Annotated in this window: 17 protein-coding genes and 2 tRNA genes; 6 read left to right on the top strand and 13 right to left on the bottom strand. The window is 52.9% G+C overall.

Translation table 11 applies throughout. The features are described 5' to 3' along the window. Positions 1–3 precede the first annotated feature (3 nt). The 3 genes from fbpC (at position 4) to A6U95_RS30480 (ending at position 1,902) form a co-directional block, all read left to right on the top strand. Positions 4–1,062, top strand: a complete 1,059-nt coding sequence (fbpC, locus tag A6U95_RS02195; RefSeq protein ID WP_037375424.1) for a ferric ABC transporter ATP-binding protein — start codon at positions 4–6, stop codon at positions 1,060–1,062. 289 nt (positions 1,063–1,351) lie between these two features. Continuing rightward, a tRNA-Asn gene (locus A6U95_RS02190) sits at positions 1,352–1,427 on the top strand. Positions 1,428–1,644: 217 nt separating this feature from the next. Further along, positions 1,645–1,902 carry a hypothetical protein gene (locus A6U95_RS30480; protein ID WP_139102304.1) on the top strand — a complete coding sequence of 86 codons (258 nt, stop codon included), beginning with the start codon at positions 1,645–1,647 and terminating at the stop codon, positions 1,900–1,902. Between the two features lie 407 nt (positions 1,903–2,309). On the opposite strand, the gene A6U95_RS02185 is transcribed toward A6U95_RS30480, so the two are convergent. Continuing rightward, positions 2,310–2,942: a TetR/AcrR family transcriptional regulator gene (locus A6U95_RS02185; protein ID WP_065683278.1), complete on the bottom strand. Its 633-nt coding sequence runs from the start codon at positions 2,940–2,942 to the stop codon at positions 2,310–2,312. Between the two features lie 259 nt (positions 2,943–3,201). On the opposite strand from A6U95_RS02185, the gene A6U95_RS02180 reads away from it, so the two are divergent. Next, positions 3,202–4,371, top strand: coding sequence for a p-hydroxyphenylacetate 3-hydroxylase oxygenase component (locus tag A6U95_RS02180; protein ID WP_024528107.1), 1,170 nt, complete (start codon positions 3,202–3,204; stop codon positions 4,369–4,371). A gap of 20 nt (positions 4,372–4,391) precedes the next feature. Next, positions 4,392–5,336 carry a p-hydroxyphenylacetate 3-hydroxylase reductase component gene (locus tag A6U95_RS02175; RefSeq protein ID WP_065683277.1) on the top strand — a complete coding sequence of 315 codons (945 nt, stop codon included), beginning with the start codon at positions 4,392–4,394 and terminating at the stop codon, positions 5,334–5,336. 72 nt (positions 5,337–5,408) lie between these two features. Here A6U95_RS02175 and A6U95_RS02170 read toward each other — a convergent pair whose 3' ends face one another. From A6U95_RS02170 to A6U95_RS02120, 11 genes are all read right to left on the bottom strand, one after another. Next, on the bottom strand, positions 5,409–6,611 hold the full coding sequence (locus tag A6U95_RS02170; RefSeq protein ID WP_083196290.1) for a Bcr/CflA family multidrug efflux MFS transporter: 1,203 nt from the start codon (positions 6,609–6,611) through the stop codon (positions 5,409–5,411). A 259-nt stretch (positions 6,612–6,870) separates the two neighbouring features. Next, positions 6,871–7,731: an aldo/keto reductase family oxidoreductase gene (locus A6U95_RS02165; protein ID WP_065683276.1), complete on the bottom strand. Its 861-nt coding sequence runs from the start codon at positions 7,729–7,731 to the stop codon at positions 6,871–6,873. A 143-nt stretch (positions 7,732–7,874) separates the two neighbouring features. After that, positions 7,875–8,177, bottom strand: a complete 303-nt coding sequence (locus tag A6U95_RS02160) for a helix-turn-helix domain-containing protein (protein ID WP_065683275.1) — start codon at positions 8,175–8,177, stop codon at positions 7,875–7,877. 3 nt (positions 8,178–8,180) lie between these two features. Continuing rightward, complete coding sequence (locus A6U95_RS02155) at positions 8,181–8,534, bottom strand: type II toxin-antitoxin system RelE/ParE family toxin (RefSeq protein ID WP_065683274.1); 354 nt, start codon at positions 8,532–8,534, stop codon at positions 8,181–8,183. 257 nt (positions 8,535–8,791) lie between these two features. Further along, positions 8,792–9,979 carry a sugar transporter gene (locus tag A6U95_RS02150; RefSeq protein WP_065683273.1) on the bottom strand — a complete coding sequence of 396 codons (1,188 nt, stop codon included), beginning with the start codon at positions 9,977–9,979 and terminating at the stop codon, positions 8,792–8,794. 171 nt (positions 9,980–10,150) lie between these two features. Beyond that, on the bottom strand, positions 10,151–10,867 hold the full coding sequence (locus A6U95_RS02145; protein ID WP_065683272.1) for an ABC transporter ATP-binding protein: 717 nt from the start codon (positions 10,865–10,867) through the stop codon (positions 10,151–10,153). Beyond that, a complete protein-coding gene (locus tag A6U95_RS02140; protein WP_024528101.1) occupies positions 10,864–11,739 on the bottom strand; it encodes an ATP-binding cassette domain-containing protein in 876 nt (291 codons plus the stop codon). The genes A6U95_RS02145 and A6U95_RS02140 overlap by 4 nt, the downstream gene beginning before the upstream one ends. Continuing rightward, positions 11,736–13,022, bottom strand: a complete 1,287-nt coding sequence (gene livM, locus A6U95_RS02135) for a high-affinity branched-chain amino acid ABC transporter permease LivM (RefSeq protein WP_024528100.1) — start codon at positions 13,020–13,022, stop codon at positions 11,736–11,738. The genes A6U95_RS02140 and livM overlap by 4 nt, the downstream gene beginning before the upstream one ends. A 9-nt stretch (positions 13,023–13,031) precedes the next feature. Beyond that, the gene (locus tag A6U95_RS02130; RefSeq protein WP_021180268.1) at positions 13,032–13,946 is read right to left on the bottom strand and encodes a branched-chain amino acid ABC transporter permease; all 915 of its coding nucleotides are present in this window, start codon (positions 13,944–13,946) and stop codon (positions 13,032–13,034) included. Between the two features lie 105 nt (positions 13,947–14,051). After that, on the bottom strand, positions 14,052–15,170 hold the full coding sequence (locus tag A6U95_RS02125; RefSeq protein WP_021805814.1) for a branched-chain amino acid ABC transporter substrate-binding protein: 1,119 nt from the start codon (positions 15,168–15,170) through the stop codon (positions 14,052–14,054). A gap of 433 nt (positions 15,171–15,603) precedes the next feature. Continuing rightward, on the bottom strand, positions 15,604–16,020 hold the full coding sequence (locus tag A6U95_RS02120) for a hypothetical protein (RefSeq protein ID WP_065683271.1): 417 nt from the start codon (positions 16,018–16,020) through the stop codon (positions 15,604–15,606). A gap of 665 nt (positions 16,021–16,685) precedes the next feature. Here A6U95_RS02120 and A6U95_RS02115 point away from each other — a divergent pair. Beyond that, positions 16,686–16,761, top strand: a tRNA-Asn gene (locus A6U95_RS02115). Positions 16,762–17,161: 400 nt separating this feature from the next. Here the strand turns inward: A6U95_RS02115 and A6U95_RS02110 are convergent. Then, positions 17,162–17,836 carry a DUF4405 domain-containing protein gene (locus A6U95_RS02110; RefSeq protein WP_065683270.1) on the bottom strand — a complete coding sequence of 225 codons (675 nt, stop codon included), beginning with the start codon at positions 17,834–17,836 and terminating at the stop codon, positions 17,162–17,164. Positions 17,837–17,846 lie beyond the last annotated feature (10 nt).

The following is a 17,846-nucleotide window of genomic DNA, read 5'->3' as shown; positions in this document are numbered from 1 at the left end:
AACATGTCTGACATTCAAGATAAGAAGCACTTTGTTGAACTGAAAAACGTCGCCAAGCGGTTTGGCAACAACACCGTGATTGAAAACCTGAGCCTGGCGATCCCCCGTGGGGATATGGTGACGCTGCTTGGCCCTTCCGGCTGCGGTAAAACCACGGTCCTACGTCTGGTCGCCGGACTGGAGAAACCCAGTGGCGGGCAGATCTTTATCGACGGCGAGGACGTGACCGATCGTTCCATTCAGCAGCGAGACATCTGCATGGTGTTTCAGTCCTACGCGCTGTTCCCCCATATGTCGCTGGGGGATAACATCGGCTATGGTCTGAAAATGCTGGGAAGGCCCAAGGCGGAGATCCGCGATCGGGTACGTGAAGCCCTGATGCTGGTCGATCTGGAGGGGTTTGAAGAGCGCTATGTCGATCAGATCTCCGGCGGCCAGCAGCAACGTGTCGCCCTGGCACGTGCGCTAATCCTCAAACCCAAGGTGCTGCTGTTCGATGAACCGCTGAGTAACCTGGATGCCAACCTGCGCCGCAGCATGCGTGAGAAGATCCGCGAGTTGCAGCAGCAGTTCAACATCACCTCACTCTACGTCACCCACGATCAGAGCGAAGCCTTTGCGGTTTCCGACACCGTGCTGGTGATGAACAAAGGAGAAATCATGCAGATTGGCGCGCCGCAAACGCTGTACCGTTACCCGGCCTCGCGCTTTATGGCCGGATTCATGGGCGATGCCAACATCTTCCCGGCCAAGGTAACCAGCAGCGGCGTAGAGATCTTTGGCTACCCGGTGCCACGCCCGCAAGGGTTTGCCCCCGGTTTGCAGCAATGTACCGTGGGCGTACGCCCGGAAGCGATTACCCTCAGCCAACATGGGGAACCGAGCCAGCGCTGCACCATCAGTAAAGTGGCTTACATGGGGCCGCAATATGAGGTGCTGGTGAACTGGCACGATCAGTCGCTGCTGCTGCAGGTAAACGCTACGCAGTTACAGCCCGAACCGGGCGACAGTTACTTCCTGCAAATCCATCCGTTCGGCATGTTTGTCCTCGCCGACGAGTAAGCTGAATTTACCCCGCTCGTCGTTCCGGGCGGGGTATTTCTCGATGTCTATCCCCCTGTTCCATCTCGGTTAATCCGCCGCGGGTCTCTGAAGATAATCCGAACGGCGGCTATTCCCGCAGTTTTAGCGTTGATGCCGAGTGGTCGGCTGAGTTTGAAACAGGCATCCATGGGATAAATCTGCCAAAAGCTCAACGGGTTGCGCATTCTATAAGCAAACAAACGCAGAATGCGTAATCCCCTTTGACTTCCCCCCGGCACCCCGTTATCATTCCGCCCGTTCACACGATTCCTCTGTAGTTCAGTCGGTAGAACGGCGGACTGTTAATCCGTATGTCACTGGTTCGAGTCCAGTCAGAGGAGCCATATTTAGAGAAGCCCGCTTAAGGAAACTTAGGCGGGCTTTTTGCTTTTCGAATTGGCAATCTGATTACTGTAGCATGCCTTACATAAGTGAATATGACTTCCCTGCGAGATCCCCACCGCCTCATCTTTAGCAGCAGCAATGTCGCGTTCTGATTCACTAGCCAACATATCCTGTGAGCGCTTTCCACCCAAGAAACCGTTGGCTGGAGGAACCTGTATGCAAGGCCCCAGCTATATTTATGTTCACCGAGAACGTCAAGCACAGGTTTCAATGCCTTGCGTGGCCTATATCCCGGTCAAGCCCGTAGCCAGGGAAGTAAACAACACCGTTATGTGTGATGGCAAATATCTGCTTCTGGCATTTCCACTTGTTGGGCTGGGTACCAGTGCATTCGATTTTCTCTATACAGAATACGATCATTCTTTAGAAAAATTGAGATCAAGGCTTAACCCAGAAGATTCAAAGCATCGTTGAACTAACGGATTAACAAAACAGTCAGCTACTGATTTAATCCCCATGTAACACAACGAGACACCACTATTTAGACTGTGAAATACACTATATAAAACCGGGTTCTAGTCGGCCCAGCTTGATAATACCTTTACTCTATCTGTGGGATTCGAGCTTATTCCTAGACGCCCCCTCATCACCCAATCATATTGATGAACGAGAAAAAATCACGTTTCACTGCATTCAGGTAAAACTGAGATAATTATAGCCTGCTTCAATAACGGTTAACTCTCCTGCACAAAAACTCTGCCGCTTTAGCTCACCTCGCTCATACCAACAGCAATGCACCCATCCCTTATCAGAAGTGGTTCCACTGATGACCATAATTACACGTCGGTTACGTAAGCGTACAAGCATCCCTGGCATAAACATTAAATATCTCCGGGTGAGAGCGAGCTATTAATCTGCCCCGTCTTTAATACACTCATCATGATAAATTCGTTTGCCTGCTTGAGGTGAACAAAGTCAGGCTTGACCTTACCATAAACACGCATTCCTTCAAGCATCATAAAAATGCTTTCAGCCATAATCTCTGCCTTAACATCCAGCCTGAATACGCCTTTTTCTTGGCCCTGCCTAATTATACTCATCAGGTTTTTTTTAATTCCGCTGAACATATAACTGACTTTTTCGTAGACATCCTTATCCCCTGGAAGCAACTCACTTGCCGTTGCAATGGTGAAGCACCCTCGTATGCCATCTGCGTCGGTAGACAATAAAGCACAGTAATCCAGCGTTTCTCTTAGGGCTTTTTCAGGATCCTGCTCACCTGCACGTTTTTCCATTCTCCGCAAACCATCATCCATATACTGCGTTAGCGCAGCCAGAAAAATGGACCTTTTATCAGGATAGAGCTTATAGATGCTCGCGCTGGCTAAACCTGATACCTGCATTAAATCAGCCATTGATGTGGCGCGAAAACCTTTCATCCAAAACACGCTAAGCGCAGCATCAAGAAAATCCTGCGGGTGGAACTCTCGAGGTCTACCAAGATTTTTTTTCATGTTGTCTGCTATTTTTTACACTTTACGCTATTGGGTCTGCATTGATTGTAGATTGATCATTCTATAAGTCAATAAATACATCAACCCACTACAGCTGACTAACCAAGAGCCTCACACCCAGCCCCTCAGAACCCACCGCCAGATCACACCCTCGACATTTAACATGAAAAGTACAATTTTTTACCTGAATGTTACATTCCATTAAAATATCCTTCCCCCATACTCATCCCACGCCCACCCCTACCGAGGGAACCAACTGATGAATACTAGCAACCCGATGCTGGAAAAATTACTGCCCATTCTGCCACTTATCGCTGCCAATGCCGCACAGGCGGAAAGCGAACGAAAAGTACCGGATGAGAATATCCGTTTGTTAAAAAGCATAGGTATGCACCGGGTGTTCCAACCGAAAAAATTCGGTGGCCTGGAAATCTCCCTGCCAGAATTCACCGATTGTGTCGCCGCGCTGGCCGGCGCCTGTGGCGGAACCGCCTGGGCTTTCAGTTTGCTATGCACCCACAGCCATCAGATAGCGATGTTTTCCCCCAAACTGCAACAAGAGATCTGGGGCGATAATCCAGATGCCACCGCCAGCAGCAGTATTGCCCCGTTTGGCCGTATTGAGGAAGCCGAAGGCGGCGTCTATCTGAGCGGTGAAATGGGCTGGAGCAGCGGTTGTGACCACGCCGAATGGGCGATTGTCGGCTTTCGCCGCAAAAACGCCGACGGTGAGTTGCTCTACAGCTTTGGCGTGATCCCACGTAGCGATTACGAAATTCGTGATGACTGGTTTGCGGTTGGCATGCGCGGCAGCGGTTCCAAAACGTTGGTCATAAAAAACGCCTTCGTGCCGAACCACCGCATTGAAGCCGCCCAGGATATGATGCACGGGCGCTCTGCGGGTTTCGGCCTCTACCCAGACAGTAATATTTTCTACTCGCCCTATCGTCCCTATTTCGCCTGCGGTTTTGCCGCCATCAGCCTTGGCGTTGCGGAGCGTATGCTGGTCGCCTTTAAAGAAAAAACCCAAAACCGCGTGCGAGCCTATACCGGAGCCAGCGTGGGAACGGCCACCCCGGCGCTGATGCGTCTGGCAGAGTCCACCCATCAGGTTGCTGCAGCCCGTGCCTTTTTGGAAAAAACCTGGCAGGAGCATGCCGAACACGGCCGCAAGCACCAATATCCTTCTCACCAGACATTGACGTTCTGGCGTACCAACCAGGCCTACGCAGTCAAAATGTGTATCGAATCGGTTGATCGCTTGTTCAGCGCCGCAGGGGCAACCAGTTGGATGGAAAGCAATGAGATCCAGCGATTGTTCCGCGACTCACACATGACCGGGGCACATGCCTATACCGATTACGATGTCTGTGCACAGATATTAGGCCGCGAGTTGATGGGGTTAGAACCCGATCCGACGATGGTGTAACGAGCAGGAGAACCTATTTAATGACACATCACACAGAACCTGCTTTGGATCCCCGCGCATTTCGCCGCGCGCTGGGTAATTTCGCCACCGGCGTGACGGTAGTGACAGCAGCAACCGCAGATGGCACCCGCGTGGGAGTCACGGCCAATAGCTTTAACTCGGTATCACTGGATCCGCCGTTGGTATTGTGGAGCATTGATAAACGCTCCGGCAGCTACGCGATCTTTGAACAAGCCAGCCACTTCGCCATTAACGTGCTGGCCGCCGACCAGATGGATATTTCCAATCGTTTCGCCCGCCCCAGCGAGGATAAATTTGCCGGGATTGAGGTGGAGGTCGGCGCGGGTGACGTGCCTTTGCTTACCGACTGTGCCGCACGATTTCAGTGTGAGAAATATCAGCAGGTTGACGGCGGTGACCACTGGATCCTGATTGGTAAAGTGGTGGCGTTTGACGATCTTGGCCGCGCACCGCTGGTGTATCACCAGGGATCCTATTCCATGGTGCTGCCTTACCCGCAGGTGGCGGAGCGCGTTGCACAGAACGCAGTAGGCAGCGCCAGGCAGGAGCGCCTGAATAACAATGTCTTCTACTTGCTCACCCAGGCGCTGCGCAGCTATCAAAGCAGCTACCAGCCCAAGCAGCTCTCCACCGGGTTGCGGGCCAGCGAGGCCAGAATGCTGCTGGTGTTGGACAGTGACGCCTGCCTTGATAAGGCCTGCCTACTGGCAGAAATGGCGATGCCAACCAGAGAAATCGAAGAGGCGCAGGAAGCGTTGTACCGCAAAGGTTTGGTGTCCAGCACCGAGAATGGCCATCACTTGACCGAGGCAGGAGAACGCCAGGCCAGCGTGCTGAGAGATATTGCTGCCAAACAGCAAGAGCAGGTCCTGTCCGCCTTCACGGCAGACGAAGTGGGCATTTTGAAGAAGCTGTTGCGCGGAATTATTGCCAATAGCCAGTGAGTTTACTCGGTAAACCTCATGCGCATTGTCGGCAACGGCAATGCGCATGAAAACTTCACCACTACATCCTACCTATTCATGCAGCCGTGAACCTATTCGCGCCACAGACATCCTCTGCCCTACCCAACCTAGCGCCGCGCAGACGGCCATCACCAACGTCATGGCAAACGGCGTGTCATCCTGCGACCAGGAAACGGCCAGGCTTGCCAACGCCCCCATACCAAACTGCAACGATATCGCCAGGGCACTGGCACTCCCAGCCTGTTGACCACGTTGTTGCAACAGTAGCGACAGGCTGTTGGTGCCAATAGCATTCACCAGCGACATAAACAACACCACCAGAATCACCAGGATGGAGAGGCTCTGCTGATGGAACACCAGTAGCAACAGCCCAAACAATACCTGGGCGCTGCTTTGTATCATCAATAAGCGCGGCAGGCTGTAGACCTTCAGCATCCGCACGTTCAGCAGCAGCACGGCGATCATGCCAATGACGTTGCAGCCAAACAGCAGTCCGTAATACTGAGCGGGCACCTGGAAGTAGCTGATGTAGACAAAGGGAGAGCCGCTAATAAAGGCAAACATCCCCGCGAAGGAAAACGCCAGAGTAGCAATAATACCCATCGCTTCTCTGTCACGGACCAACAGGCAATAGTTATGAAACGCCTTCAGGATGCTGCCTGACTGCCCTGGTGGAGTTTTTAACGTCTCCGGCAGTACCCAGAACACCAATAACCCGCTGATACAGCCCACCACCGCCAACAACATGAAGATGGCTTGCCAGTCGAAGACCATCAGCAAAGCACCGCCCAACAACGGGGCCAGCAGCGGTGCGATCATGGTAACCAGCGTCATTAGCGATAACACTCGGGGAAGCTCTTCCGAGGCATAAACATCCCTGGCGATGGCGCGCGCCATCACCACCGCGGCCCCGCTACCAAATGCCTGTAACGCCCGCAATACCACCAGTTGCTCAACCTGCGTGACCTGCGTACATAGCACGCTGGCAATCACAAACAGCAGCATGCCGCTCAGCAACAGCTTTCGCCTGCCTAGCCGATCGCTAAGCGGCCCGTACAGCAACATACCGATGCAAAAACCGGCAAAGAATGCCCCCAATGAATGCTGCATCTGCCCCTGTGTGGCATGCAGTTGTTGCCCCATCGCGGGTAACGCAGGCAGATACATATCAATCGACAGCGGGCCAAAAGCCACCAGCGATCCCAGTAGCGGGATCAACCAACGTGGCGGCCGGTTAGTAAAGGCAGGTGGCATAGCGGCTCCTTTATCATCAATAACGCCTCAGCGGCTGTGGGCGTGAGTCTTGGTGATTATTCGTTAACATATTAACAATCATCTTATGAGATGGACACATTTAAGACAACATTTGTCTCTTTCCTGACGAGAATGGATTTTATTAATACATTAAAGAAAAGAAGACTGGCGTTGATACGCAGAAGGCTGAGAATGCTGGGAGGATGTATTTTTAGCGGGAACCCAAAGCTCCCGCAGAGGTTACTGTTGTCGGGTTGCCTTAGATCGCATTCAACTTCGCAATAGCCTCGCCCGGCAGTTTGAGTTGGGCTGCTGCAAGATTTTCTTTCAGATGTGCCAGGGAAGATGTCCCTGGGATCAGCAGAATGTTTGATGAACGCTGCAGCAACCAGGCAAGTGCCACTTGCATAGGCGAGGCTCCCACCTGCTGCGCAACGTCCGACAACGTCGTAGACTGCAACGGCGTGAATCCACCCAGCGGGAAGAACGGCACGTAGGCAATGCCCTTGCCAGCCAGTTCGTCGATCAGTGCGTCGTCATCCCGATGTGCCAGGTTGTAATTATTCTGTACGCAGACAATCTCACAAATCTTCTGCCCTTGCGCAACCTGAGCCGAGGTGACATTGCTCAGCCCGATATGGCGAACCAGCCCCTGCTGTTGTAGCTCGGCTAGCACGGAGAGTGGCTCTTCAAGCGACCCTTCTGCCGGGCCGTGTGCATCAAACATGCAGCGCAGATTGACCACATCAAGCACATCCAACCCCAGATTACGCAGGTTATCATGCACTGCCTGGGTCAGCTCCGCCGGAGAAAACGCAGGCAACCATGCGCCTTGCTCATCGCGGCGAGCACCGATCTTGGTGACAATGACCAGATCGTCGGCATAAGGATGCAGTGCCTGGCGAATGATTTGATTGGTATAGTGCGGGCCATAAAAATCGCTGGTATCAATATGGTTGACCCCGTTGGCAACCACTTCACGCAGAACGGCGATGGCCGTTTCAGGATCCTTCGGCGGACCGAAAACTCCCGGTCCGGCGAGCTGCATGGCACCATAGCCGAGCCGCTTGACGGTATGCGTGCCGAGCGAAAAGGTACCTGATAGATGAGTGCTGGACATAATCAAACTCCTGATGAGATGGCGCAAAGTTCAGACGCTGCTGTTGCCGACGATAGGCAAACAATATATACCCGTCGCCTGGCAAGCTACAGCGTTCAAACCTATCCGCGACAGATTTAGGGTTGAATCATCGAGCCAGTTGATTAAATAACAAACCCGTAGTGCGAACCATCCGGCAGCTCGATATCCAGACGCAGCTTGCCCCCCGCAGCCTCGATATAGCGCTTGAGCGAGGAGAGTTTCAGATCGCGGCCAGGCTTTTCCATACCCGCGACGGTGGGTTGTTTGATGCCAAGCGCCTGCGCCATTTCAACCTGGGTTTTCTGCACCCGCTCACGAAGCTCGGCCAGGTGAATATTGAGCAGCGTATCCGCCGCAATGCGCTCAGCGCTGGCCGCTACTTCAGGTTTTTCTTCCGCCAGGATTTGTTCCAGTGTTCTGCCCATGGCCTACTCCTTGTTCTCTGATGTATTCAGAAATTGGGTAAACTCCCGATCGGCAATCGGGATCATCACCTCATAAAAACGCTTCTCATTACCGGCCTTGTTACCAGCACAAAGCAAAATACCGTGACGACGTGGATCAAAGGCAAAGAATGCCCGTATCGGTATGCCTCGGCTTTGCACGCGTAATTCCTTCATGTTGCTGTAGCGCGATCCCTTTGCCGTGTCGGCATAAGGTCTGGGCAACTGAGGACCTTTTTCACGTAGTACAATGAGTGACGCCAGCACAGAAGCTCTGTCAGTGTCCTCCAACCGGCTGAACCACTCATCAAACATATCCGTTGTTTTAATCTCCCACACATGTGCTCCTTAACAATATAGGTCAAAAGCTATATAGGTGTAAACCTATAAATTGCATTATGTCGGAGCTTGGTACGAGAGACAGCGGCCACAATGATGAAGCTGGGGGCCGATCCCAGCATTTCGATGACGGTGAAACATGAGCGTTGATATTTTGCGTATCTGGTAGCAAAACATGGCGGCAAGATGGGAGCAAAAGAGAGGGTACGTCTTAGATAGCCCTTGATTGCCGGGCCCGGCAATCAAGGGAACGTGGATCAGGCCCGATGGTGCTGCAAGCGTTCGCTGCGGTAGAAACTCAATATACACCAGCCGAGGGCGATCAGGGCCAGCGGCGCACCGACAAAGCCAATGTTTGGCATTCCCAGATGTAGGCTGACCTGGTTGCCCAGCAACGCCCCACCGCCGATCCCAAAGTTATACAAACCGGAGAAGATCGCCATCGAGACATCGGTCGCATCCGGTGCCAGACTTAGCACCTTCGCCTGCATTGAAAGACCAATCGCCATGATGGCCATGCCCCAAACCACACACAGCAACGTCAGAGTCGTTTCATTACCGGAGGCGGGCAACAGCAATAACAGGCTGAGGGCCAGCATACCAATTGCCCCGATGAAGAAACCCGACGGGAAACGTTCGCTGTAGCGGCTGAACAGCAGGCTGCCGACAATACCCGCAGCACCAAACAGCAACAGCATCAAGGTGGTGAAGTTGGCAGATAACCCGGCCACGGTCTGGATAAAGGGCTCGATGTAGCTGTAGGCAGTAAAGTGCGCGGTCACCACAATGATGGTCAACATATACAGGCTGACCAGCTCCGGGCGTTTGAACAGCAGGGGAACGCTGGCCAGTGAACCGGAATGCTCGCTTTTCAGCACCGGCAGCAAGCGCCACAGCATCACCAACGCCAGGGTGGCGCACACGGCAATGCCAATAAACGTCATACGCCAACCGAGTAGCTGCCCCACCACTCGCCCTAACGGTAAGCCCAACACCATCGCCAGCGCGGTTCCCCCTGCCAGCATGCTCAATGCCTGTGCCTTCTTGCCTGCAGGTGCGACACGAATGGCCAATGACGCGGTGATTGACCAGAACACCGAGTGCGCCAGCGCCACACCGGCACGCGAGATCACCAAGGTGGTAAAGTTCCAGGCCACCGCGGTGAGCACATGGCTGGCAATAAACAGGATAAATACCCCGATCAGCAGCTTACGCCGCTCAATCTTGCTGGTCAGCAACATACAAACCAGCGACATCGTGGCAACGATCCAGGCATAAATGGTGATGATCAGCCCCACCTGCTCGGTTTGCATCCCAAAGCTTTGGGCAATATCACTCAATAATCCGACAGGGATAAATTCGGTGGTATTAAAGATAAATGCCGAAATGGCCAAGACGACCACGCGCATCCAGGCGGTCGAGCGGGAAGTACTGATTTCATCCATCGTAAGGTGTTCCGGAACAGGGGCTGGCAGTGGCGCCATTTTAACTAACCCGTAACCAGAATGCGACCTAGATCACGTTTTTGTGACGCTGTTTTTTTCAACAGCAGGGGCACACATGCTGCGCCCCTTCGATCAAGGATGTCAATGCGCCCCTCATCGGGGCGATTGCCTTTATGCGCCCCCCAGATAAGCCTTTCTCACCTCCTGATTGCTCAGCAGTTCCGCGCCGCTGCCGCTCAGGCGGATTTGCCCATTGACCATCACATAACCCCGATCGGACAGTTTCAAGGCATGATTGGCATTCTGCTCCACCAGGAAAATCGTCATGCCGCCGTTGGCCAGTTCACGCAGAATGCTGAAGATCTGTTTGACGATGATCGGTGCCAGCCCCAAGCTAGGCTCATCCAGCAACAGCAGCTTTGGCCGACTCATCAGCGCACGGGCTATCGCCAGCATTTGCTGCTCACCGCCGGACATGGTCATCGCCCGCTGGTTACGCCGCTCTTTCAGGCGGGGAAACAGCTCATACATCCGTTGCATATCTTCAACAGCATGATGGCTGCCGAGGGTAATAGTGCCCATCAGCAGGTTTTCTTCCACGCTCATGTCAGGGAAAATCCGCCGCCCTTCCGGGGCCTGGGCAATACCGCTACTGGCCACAAAATGCGTCGACCGCTGGCTGATATCCGTCCCCTGAAACAGGATCTGCCCACCGCTGATGCGGGGTTGGCCAAAGATTGACATCAGCAAGGTGGATTTCCCCGCCCCGTTGGCCCCGATCAACGCTACGGTTTCCCCTTGCCTGACCTGCAATGACACCTGTTGCAGCGCCTGGATCGGGCCGTAATGGACATCCACCTCGCGAAATTCCAGCATCACCTCGCTCATCCCGCCAGCTCCTCTTCGTCTGCGCCCAGATAGGCGGCGATCACGCTGTCATTGTGTTGGATCTCCTGCGGCGTTCCCTCGGCGATCACATTGCCGTGGTCCAGTACGATCACCCGGTCGGAAATCTCCATCACCATTCCCATATCATGTTCGATCAGTAGCACGGTAATTTCATGATGCTGGCGCAGAAAGCGGATGATCCGGCTCAGGGTCGCGGTTTCCACCGGGTTCAACCCGGCGGCAGGTTCATCCAGGCAGATCATTTCCGGGGTGGTGCACATCGCGCGGGCAATCTCCAGCCGCCGCTGCTGGCCGTAGGACATCTCCCCCGCCAGCCGGTTGGCACAGTCCACCAACTCAACCACCTCCAGCCAGTAAAATGCGCGGTCCAGTGCTTCATTTTCTGCCCGGCGATAGGCAGGCGTATTGAGCACGCCAGCAATCAGGTTGCGGTTACTCAAACGGTGTTGTGCCACCAGCAGGTTCTCCACCACCGACATCTCACGGAACAGGCGGATATTCTGGAAGGTGCGGGCCAATCCGGCACGGTTCACCAGATGTGTGCCACCAAACATTTTGTAGTACAGACGCGACCCCAGTTGCGCGGGGTTAATCCAGTCCCCGGCACGGAATTTCTGGCCGAGGATACGGATCACATCAATCGGCCGTTTGTGGGTATTGAGCAGGATCGCCCCGCCGCTGGCACGGTAAAACCCCGTCAGGCAGTTGAACACCGTGGTTTTCCCCGCGCCGTTCGGGCCGATCAACGCGGTGATCGACCCACGCTCCACTTCGAGATTCACATCGTTCAGCGCTTTGATGCCGCCGAAGTGCATCATCAAATGTTCAACGCGCAAAATGGCATCGCTCATGGTGCTACCCCCTTGCGTGGCGTAAAGCTGCTACGGCTGATACGCACCAGGCCGCGTGGCCGCCAGATCATCATCAACACCATCAGTACGCCAAACAGCAACACTCGATATTCGGCAAAGCTGCGCAGCAGTTCCGGGGCCACCGTCAGGACAAAGGCCGCCAGCACGACACCGATAGTCGATCCCATTCCACCCAATACCACGATCGCCAGGATCAGCGCCGATTCAAAGAAAGTGAATGAGGTAGGATTGACGAACCCTTGATAGGTGGCAAAGAACACCCCGGCGATACCCGCGGTGGAAGCCCCCATCATAAACGCCGAGAGTTTGACCAGCACATGATTAAGCCCGAGCGAACGGCAAGCGATTTCATCCTCCCGTAACGCTTCCCACGCCCGCCCTATCGGCATCCGCGTCAACCGATGTTTGACGAACAGCACCAGCAACACCACCAGGCACAACACCGCGTAGATGAAGATAAACTTCAGGTTGGGGTTATAGGTAATACCGAGGAACTCATGGATCGGTACTCCCCCTTCCTTGGCTCGGCGGCCAAACTCCAGGCCGAACAGGGTCGGTGCAGGAACCGAAACGCCGTTTGGCCCTCCGGTTAACGATACCCAGTTGTTCAGCACCAGGCGGATGATCTCACCAAAGCCCAGCGTCACAATCGCCAGATAGTCACCGTGCATACGCAGCACCGGGAACCCCAGCAATGCCCCGGCCAGCGCCGCCATTAGCGCCCCCAACGGCAACATCGCCCAAAAACCCAGGCCCAAATACTGATAGCCCAGCGCCAGACCGTAGGCACCAATGGCATAAAACGCCACGTAACCCAGATCGAGCAGCCCGGCCAGCCCCACCACAATGTTCAATCCTAGCCCTAACAACACATAAATCAGGCCGAGGATCGCCACGGTCAGCAGGTATTTGGTCGCCATAAACGGGAACAGCAATGCCAACACCGCCAGTAGTGGCAGGATCCAACGCAGGCTCGTTCTGGCGCCGACTGGCCGAACATAGACACCGTCATTGCCCCCCTCAAAACGCGCCGACACCTTGCGCCCCAGCGGCGTTTGCAAAAACAGGCTGAGTAACAACCGCCCCGCCATCACTACCGCAATAATCACCACGAGGCGGCGTGGCTCAAAGTTGAAACTGTAGCCGTCCAGCACGATGCCGACGATCGGGCCAAACACAATCAGCGCGATCAGGCCCGCGAGAACCGCATCCAACAGGCTGCGTTTAACACTCAGCCCTTGATGAACAGTGGATTGAGACATAGTTTTCCCTCACACCTTAGCGACCATTGGCCGCCCCAGCAGGCCCTGAGGGCGGAAAATCAGGATCACCACCAGCAGACCGAATGAAAACACATCCTTGTAATCCGAGTTCACCATGCCGGCGAACTGTGCCTCTGCCACCCCAAGCAGCAAGCCTCCGAGCATCGCGCCGGGTAATGAGCCAATGCCCCCCAGCACCGCTGCGGTGAAGGCTTTGACGCCGATAATAAAGCCCACGTAAAAATCGAAGGTGCCGTAGTTCATGGTGACCAGCACCCCTGCCAGCCCGGCCATCGCCGCGCCGATCACAAACACCAGCGAGATCACCCGATCGGTATTGATGCCGAGTATCGACGCCATCTTGCGATCCTGTTGGGTAGCCCGGCAGATACGCCCCAGCCGCGTGCGTTGGATCACGTAGGTAAGCACCGCCATACCCAATAGTGCAGCGACCAGAATAAATACCTTGGTGTAGGTAATCTGGATCACACCGCCATCAAAATTGAGCCGAAAAACGCCGTCCAGCAGCGTGGGGATCCCCTGCTGGCGCGGCCCTTGGCTGATCTGCGCATAGTTTTGCAGGATCAGCGACATACCGATGGCAGAAATGAGCGGAGCCAGACGCGTGGAGTTTCGCAGCGGTTTATAAGCGATACGTTCAATCACCCAGCCATAAACACCGGTGACCACTATGGTGAATACCAGGGTGCCCAGGATCAACAGCGGGAAAGAGTGGAGACCAAAGAAAGAGAGCAGCGCCAGGCCAATTGCACACAGATAGGCAGAAATCATATACACCTCGCCGTGGGCGAAGTTGATCATGCCAATAATGCCGTACACCATGGTGTAGCCGATGGCGATCAGGCCATACACCGCGCCAAGGGTCAGGCCGTTAATCAGCTGTTGCAGGAAGAATACATCCATAATAAGCAATCTCACCTGATGGGCGAGCCGCAAGTTCAGCACCACGCGGCCCAAAGGGGGTTAAGGAACGGATCCGCCATACGCTCGGATCCGTTGATCTTTACATCAGAGCTGGTGATATTTGCCTTTGTCATCCCATTGGTAGACCACGTAGTCTGATACCTTCAGGTCACCTTTTTTATCCCAGGCTTTTTTCCCCATCACGGTATCCACATCGTGAGATTTCAACCACTCGCTGGCCTTGGCGCTGTCTTTACCGCCGGTGGCATTGAACGCAGCGGCGATGGCCTGGATCGATGCGTAGGAGTACAGCGTGTACCCTTCTGGTTCAAATCCACTCTCGCGGAACTTGGCAATCACCGCCTTCCCTTCTGGGATCTGACGCGGATCGTTACCGAAGGTCATCAGCACGCCAGTGGTGTACTGTGGTCCTCCGGCCGCCGTTACCAGCTCCTCGGTAACAATACAGTCGCCGGAGAAGAATTTTGCTTTCACACCTTGCTCACGCATCTGGCGCACCAGCGGACCTGCCTCTGGATGGCAGCCGCCGAAATACACCACGTCTGGATCCACCGAGGCGATTTTGGTCACCAGGGCGTTAAAGTCTTTCTCACCGCGCGACAGCCCTTCATACATCACTTCCTTCACGCCACGTTTGTTCATTTCTGCCTTGGCGGCATCTGCCAAGCCCTGGCCATAGGTGTCCTTGTCATGGATGACGGCAATCTTTTTCGCCTTCAGGGTATCCAACATGTAATTGGTGGCGATAACCCCTTGCTGATCGTCGCGGCCGCACATGCGGAACATGTTATTCATGCCACGTTCGGTGATTTGCGGGTTGGTGGAACCGGGTGTGATGGCAATGATCCCGGCTTCGTCATACACCTCTGAAGCGGGCATGGTGGAAGACGAGCAGAAGTGCCCCACCACCGCAGCGACGTGATCCTGATCGACCAACCGGTTAGCTACCGAGACTGCCTGCTTAGGTTCACAAGCATCATCGCCTTGCACCAGCTTGATTTTTTCCCCTTTAATCCCCCCGGCCGCATTGATGTCTGCGGCAGCCTGCGAGGCCCCACGCCAGTATTGATCCCCATAGGTAGCATTTGGGCCGGAGAATGGCCCGGCGACGCCAATCACGATATCGGCATGTGCAGAAAAAGCCGTACTAAAACAACCAATAAGCAGAGCAGCAAGCGGGGTTTTTAGCAATCTCAATGACATTTTGCATTCCTCAGCACTGTTTTAGCGAAAGACCGTAGACCCGGCCAGGTGCAAATTGCGGCCAATAACGGCGGCAATTGCAGGACGACGGGTAAATGACGTGGAGCAGTCACTTTATGTGTAGTCGGGGAAAATAATTTGCGCGAGAGCGCAACCGATTTACCCGCGTTTATCCAAGCAAAAATCTAGCCATTGTGACGGCGCATACAAAAATAGAGCCGATTTGCTGGCGCTCTCAGCCGTAAAAATGAGGAGGTTCACTGGTTTTAGCGGGCAACGAGCGTTAGAAGAGAACAAGAAGAATTTGCTGGCGCACCTTGCTGGTGCAACTGGAGGGCATTTTGGATGAGCAGAAAACAAAAACGCTCCCTAAGAGAGCGTTTCTGGTACAACACCATGTATTCCCGGAATATCTGAATACGGGGTATGCGCGTTAGGCGCCAGTCACACGCTCGATCAAGGCATTGGTCAGATCGGTGCTGATACGGTTACAGGTTTTGGCAATGCGGAACTGATAGGCGGCATCCATGATTTGATGGATTTCGGTGCTGACATTGTCACGAATGCGCATGTAAAGCTTGGCCTGCGCCACAATATCGTTCAATTCTACGCTACGGGTTTGATACAACCGCGGGCTAACCTGTTGCAGAGCATTCAGCTCTTTCATGCAGGGATACATGATGTCATCGGTACCGACAGAAGCCATCGGCTGAGCTGGCTGCGTAACGGTAGCGCTTGGTGTAACTGGGGTTGGTGCAGGGACACCGGCGGCGGTGGCAGGTTTGGTTTTCGCAGTCTGGCACCCTGCCAGCAACACACACAATGCGGCTATGGCGATTGTTTTTTTCATTACTAAAAAACTCCGGGAAACAAAGGAACGGCGTGGTTTACCGCTATAAAAATGGCTTGGCGTAGCATAGAGTAATAAAGCAAGCATTGACAAGATCTGCGAGAGCTTCATTACTGGCATCAGCATAGAATGCCCTCCAGAGTAACATAGAAGAATCTTAAAAAAAATCACTTATCGTCAGGCGCTTAGCGCTATTATTTTGATTTATATCAATTTTATTAAAAAAACCAAGCATCCTAACGCTGAAAACTAAAAAAACAATCTCGATCACAGTTTGGTAAAAAATAAGCAAATATTTTGGGGTTTCGTTGGTGGCCCCATCCAGATGGCGTTAAGACCCTTCCTGATTAATTTATATTCGATGAGTAGTATTTTAGTGGGATCGCTTTATGGCGGTACTGCTTAACATTCTGTCATGACAGGGGAATGGCGAAATGGGCAACCAGCTCACTTTGTGGGGGCTGCATACTGCGCCCGTTTAGCTGTATGTTGAACCCGTTACTCTTTGTCATCCCTATAGAACCGCATTTTTCGCGTTGTTCATCAAAGCAAAGTGCCGAAAAACGAGCCAATATGCTCAATCTGGCAGCAAACGCACTTTTCCCTCACTTTAGTGCTTTGACAAACCCAATACGCCTCGCTATTATTCGCCTCGTTCACACGATTCCTCTGTAGTTCAGTCGGTAGAACGGCGGACTGTTAATCCGTATGTCACTGGTTCGAGTCCAGTCAGAGGAGCCATAAATTTAATGCCATGGACAGCCACTGTTGTCCATGGTGTCTCAAAGTAAGATCCCTTTTTTCAAATCAAATTATACTCTGTTCCATATTGGTATACTGGCATCCAACATTTTGGGGGCTTCATTGGGACTCGAATCGGCTAAATTATGGTATCCTTGGCTATGCCATTTCTAGCGCCATTATCCCAATAATGTCATCAGTTTAGACCGATCAACTTGCAGAACATAGCCAATCCGAGCTCACGGAACAAATTAGAAAATCCCACTTAGTTGCCTAAGCGGGATTTTTGCTTTTCAGTGCCCGGCTAACGGTCTAAAATTCGGGTATCTCTGAACTGCCCCCACTGATTAACTGAACGATGGCGATCCCACTATTTTTGCGAATTTTCATACCGAACCAATTAACCTTGCCAATGTGAATAAATAGCCCCTGTAAACCGCATCAGAGATGCAAATAAAATGGTAATAGCAAAGAAGTCAAAATAGAAAAAAACCGTAGACTCTTCAAAATTAAAAAAGGCAAAATCGACTTGAAGAAGCAAATAGGGTAGTAAATTGCGGCAAATGAAAGCATGCAGTCCATACACCGTAATACTGAAGAAAATAGCGGGCATCAATCGCGTTGAGAGAAACGAGAGAGGTGAAATATTCCAGACCTTAGCAAAAAAATTGGCCAGCATTTTCCAGTGCATGCCCAAATGGACGGCAATGATGATTTGCCCCCAATGAACACTGGTCATGTGGACCTTTCTGACCAGATCAGAGGAACTGTGAATGGGTAAATCAGGCAAGAGATGTTTTGATAACATCAGTCCACTGATAATGGCAGATAACAGTAGCAGTACCAGTAAGAGATTTACGCTGACTTGCATGAACCTGAAAGCAGAATACCTCCCCTGAACCAGTTTTCTAAACCAGTGAATATTTAGCCCATTATGGAGAAAAAGGAACATTAAAAAGACCATACCCAACCATTCATGAATACTTTCTCCCCACAGATGAAATCCCATCAGCGACAACAGGATAATCATCATTACTATATCCTGCACAACCTGAAATTTATATTTTGCTTTCATTCACTGACCT

Origin of the sequence: Serratia sp. 14-2641, assembly GCF_001692375.1 — a bacterium.
Taxonomy (GTDB): Bacteria; Pseudomonadota; Gammaproteobacteria; order Enterobacterales; family Enterobacteriaceae; genus Chania; species Chania fonticola_C.
This window is presented reverse-complemented; position numbering and strand designations above follow the sequence as displayed.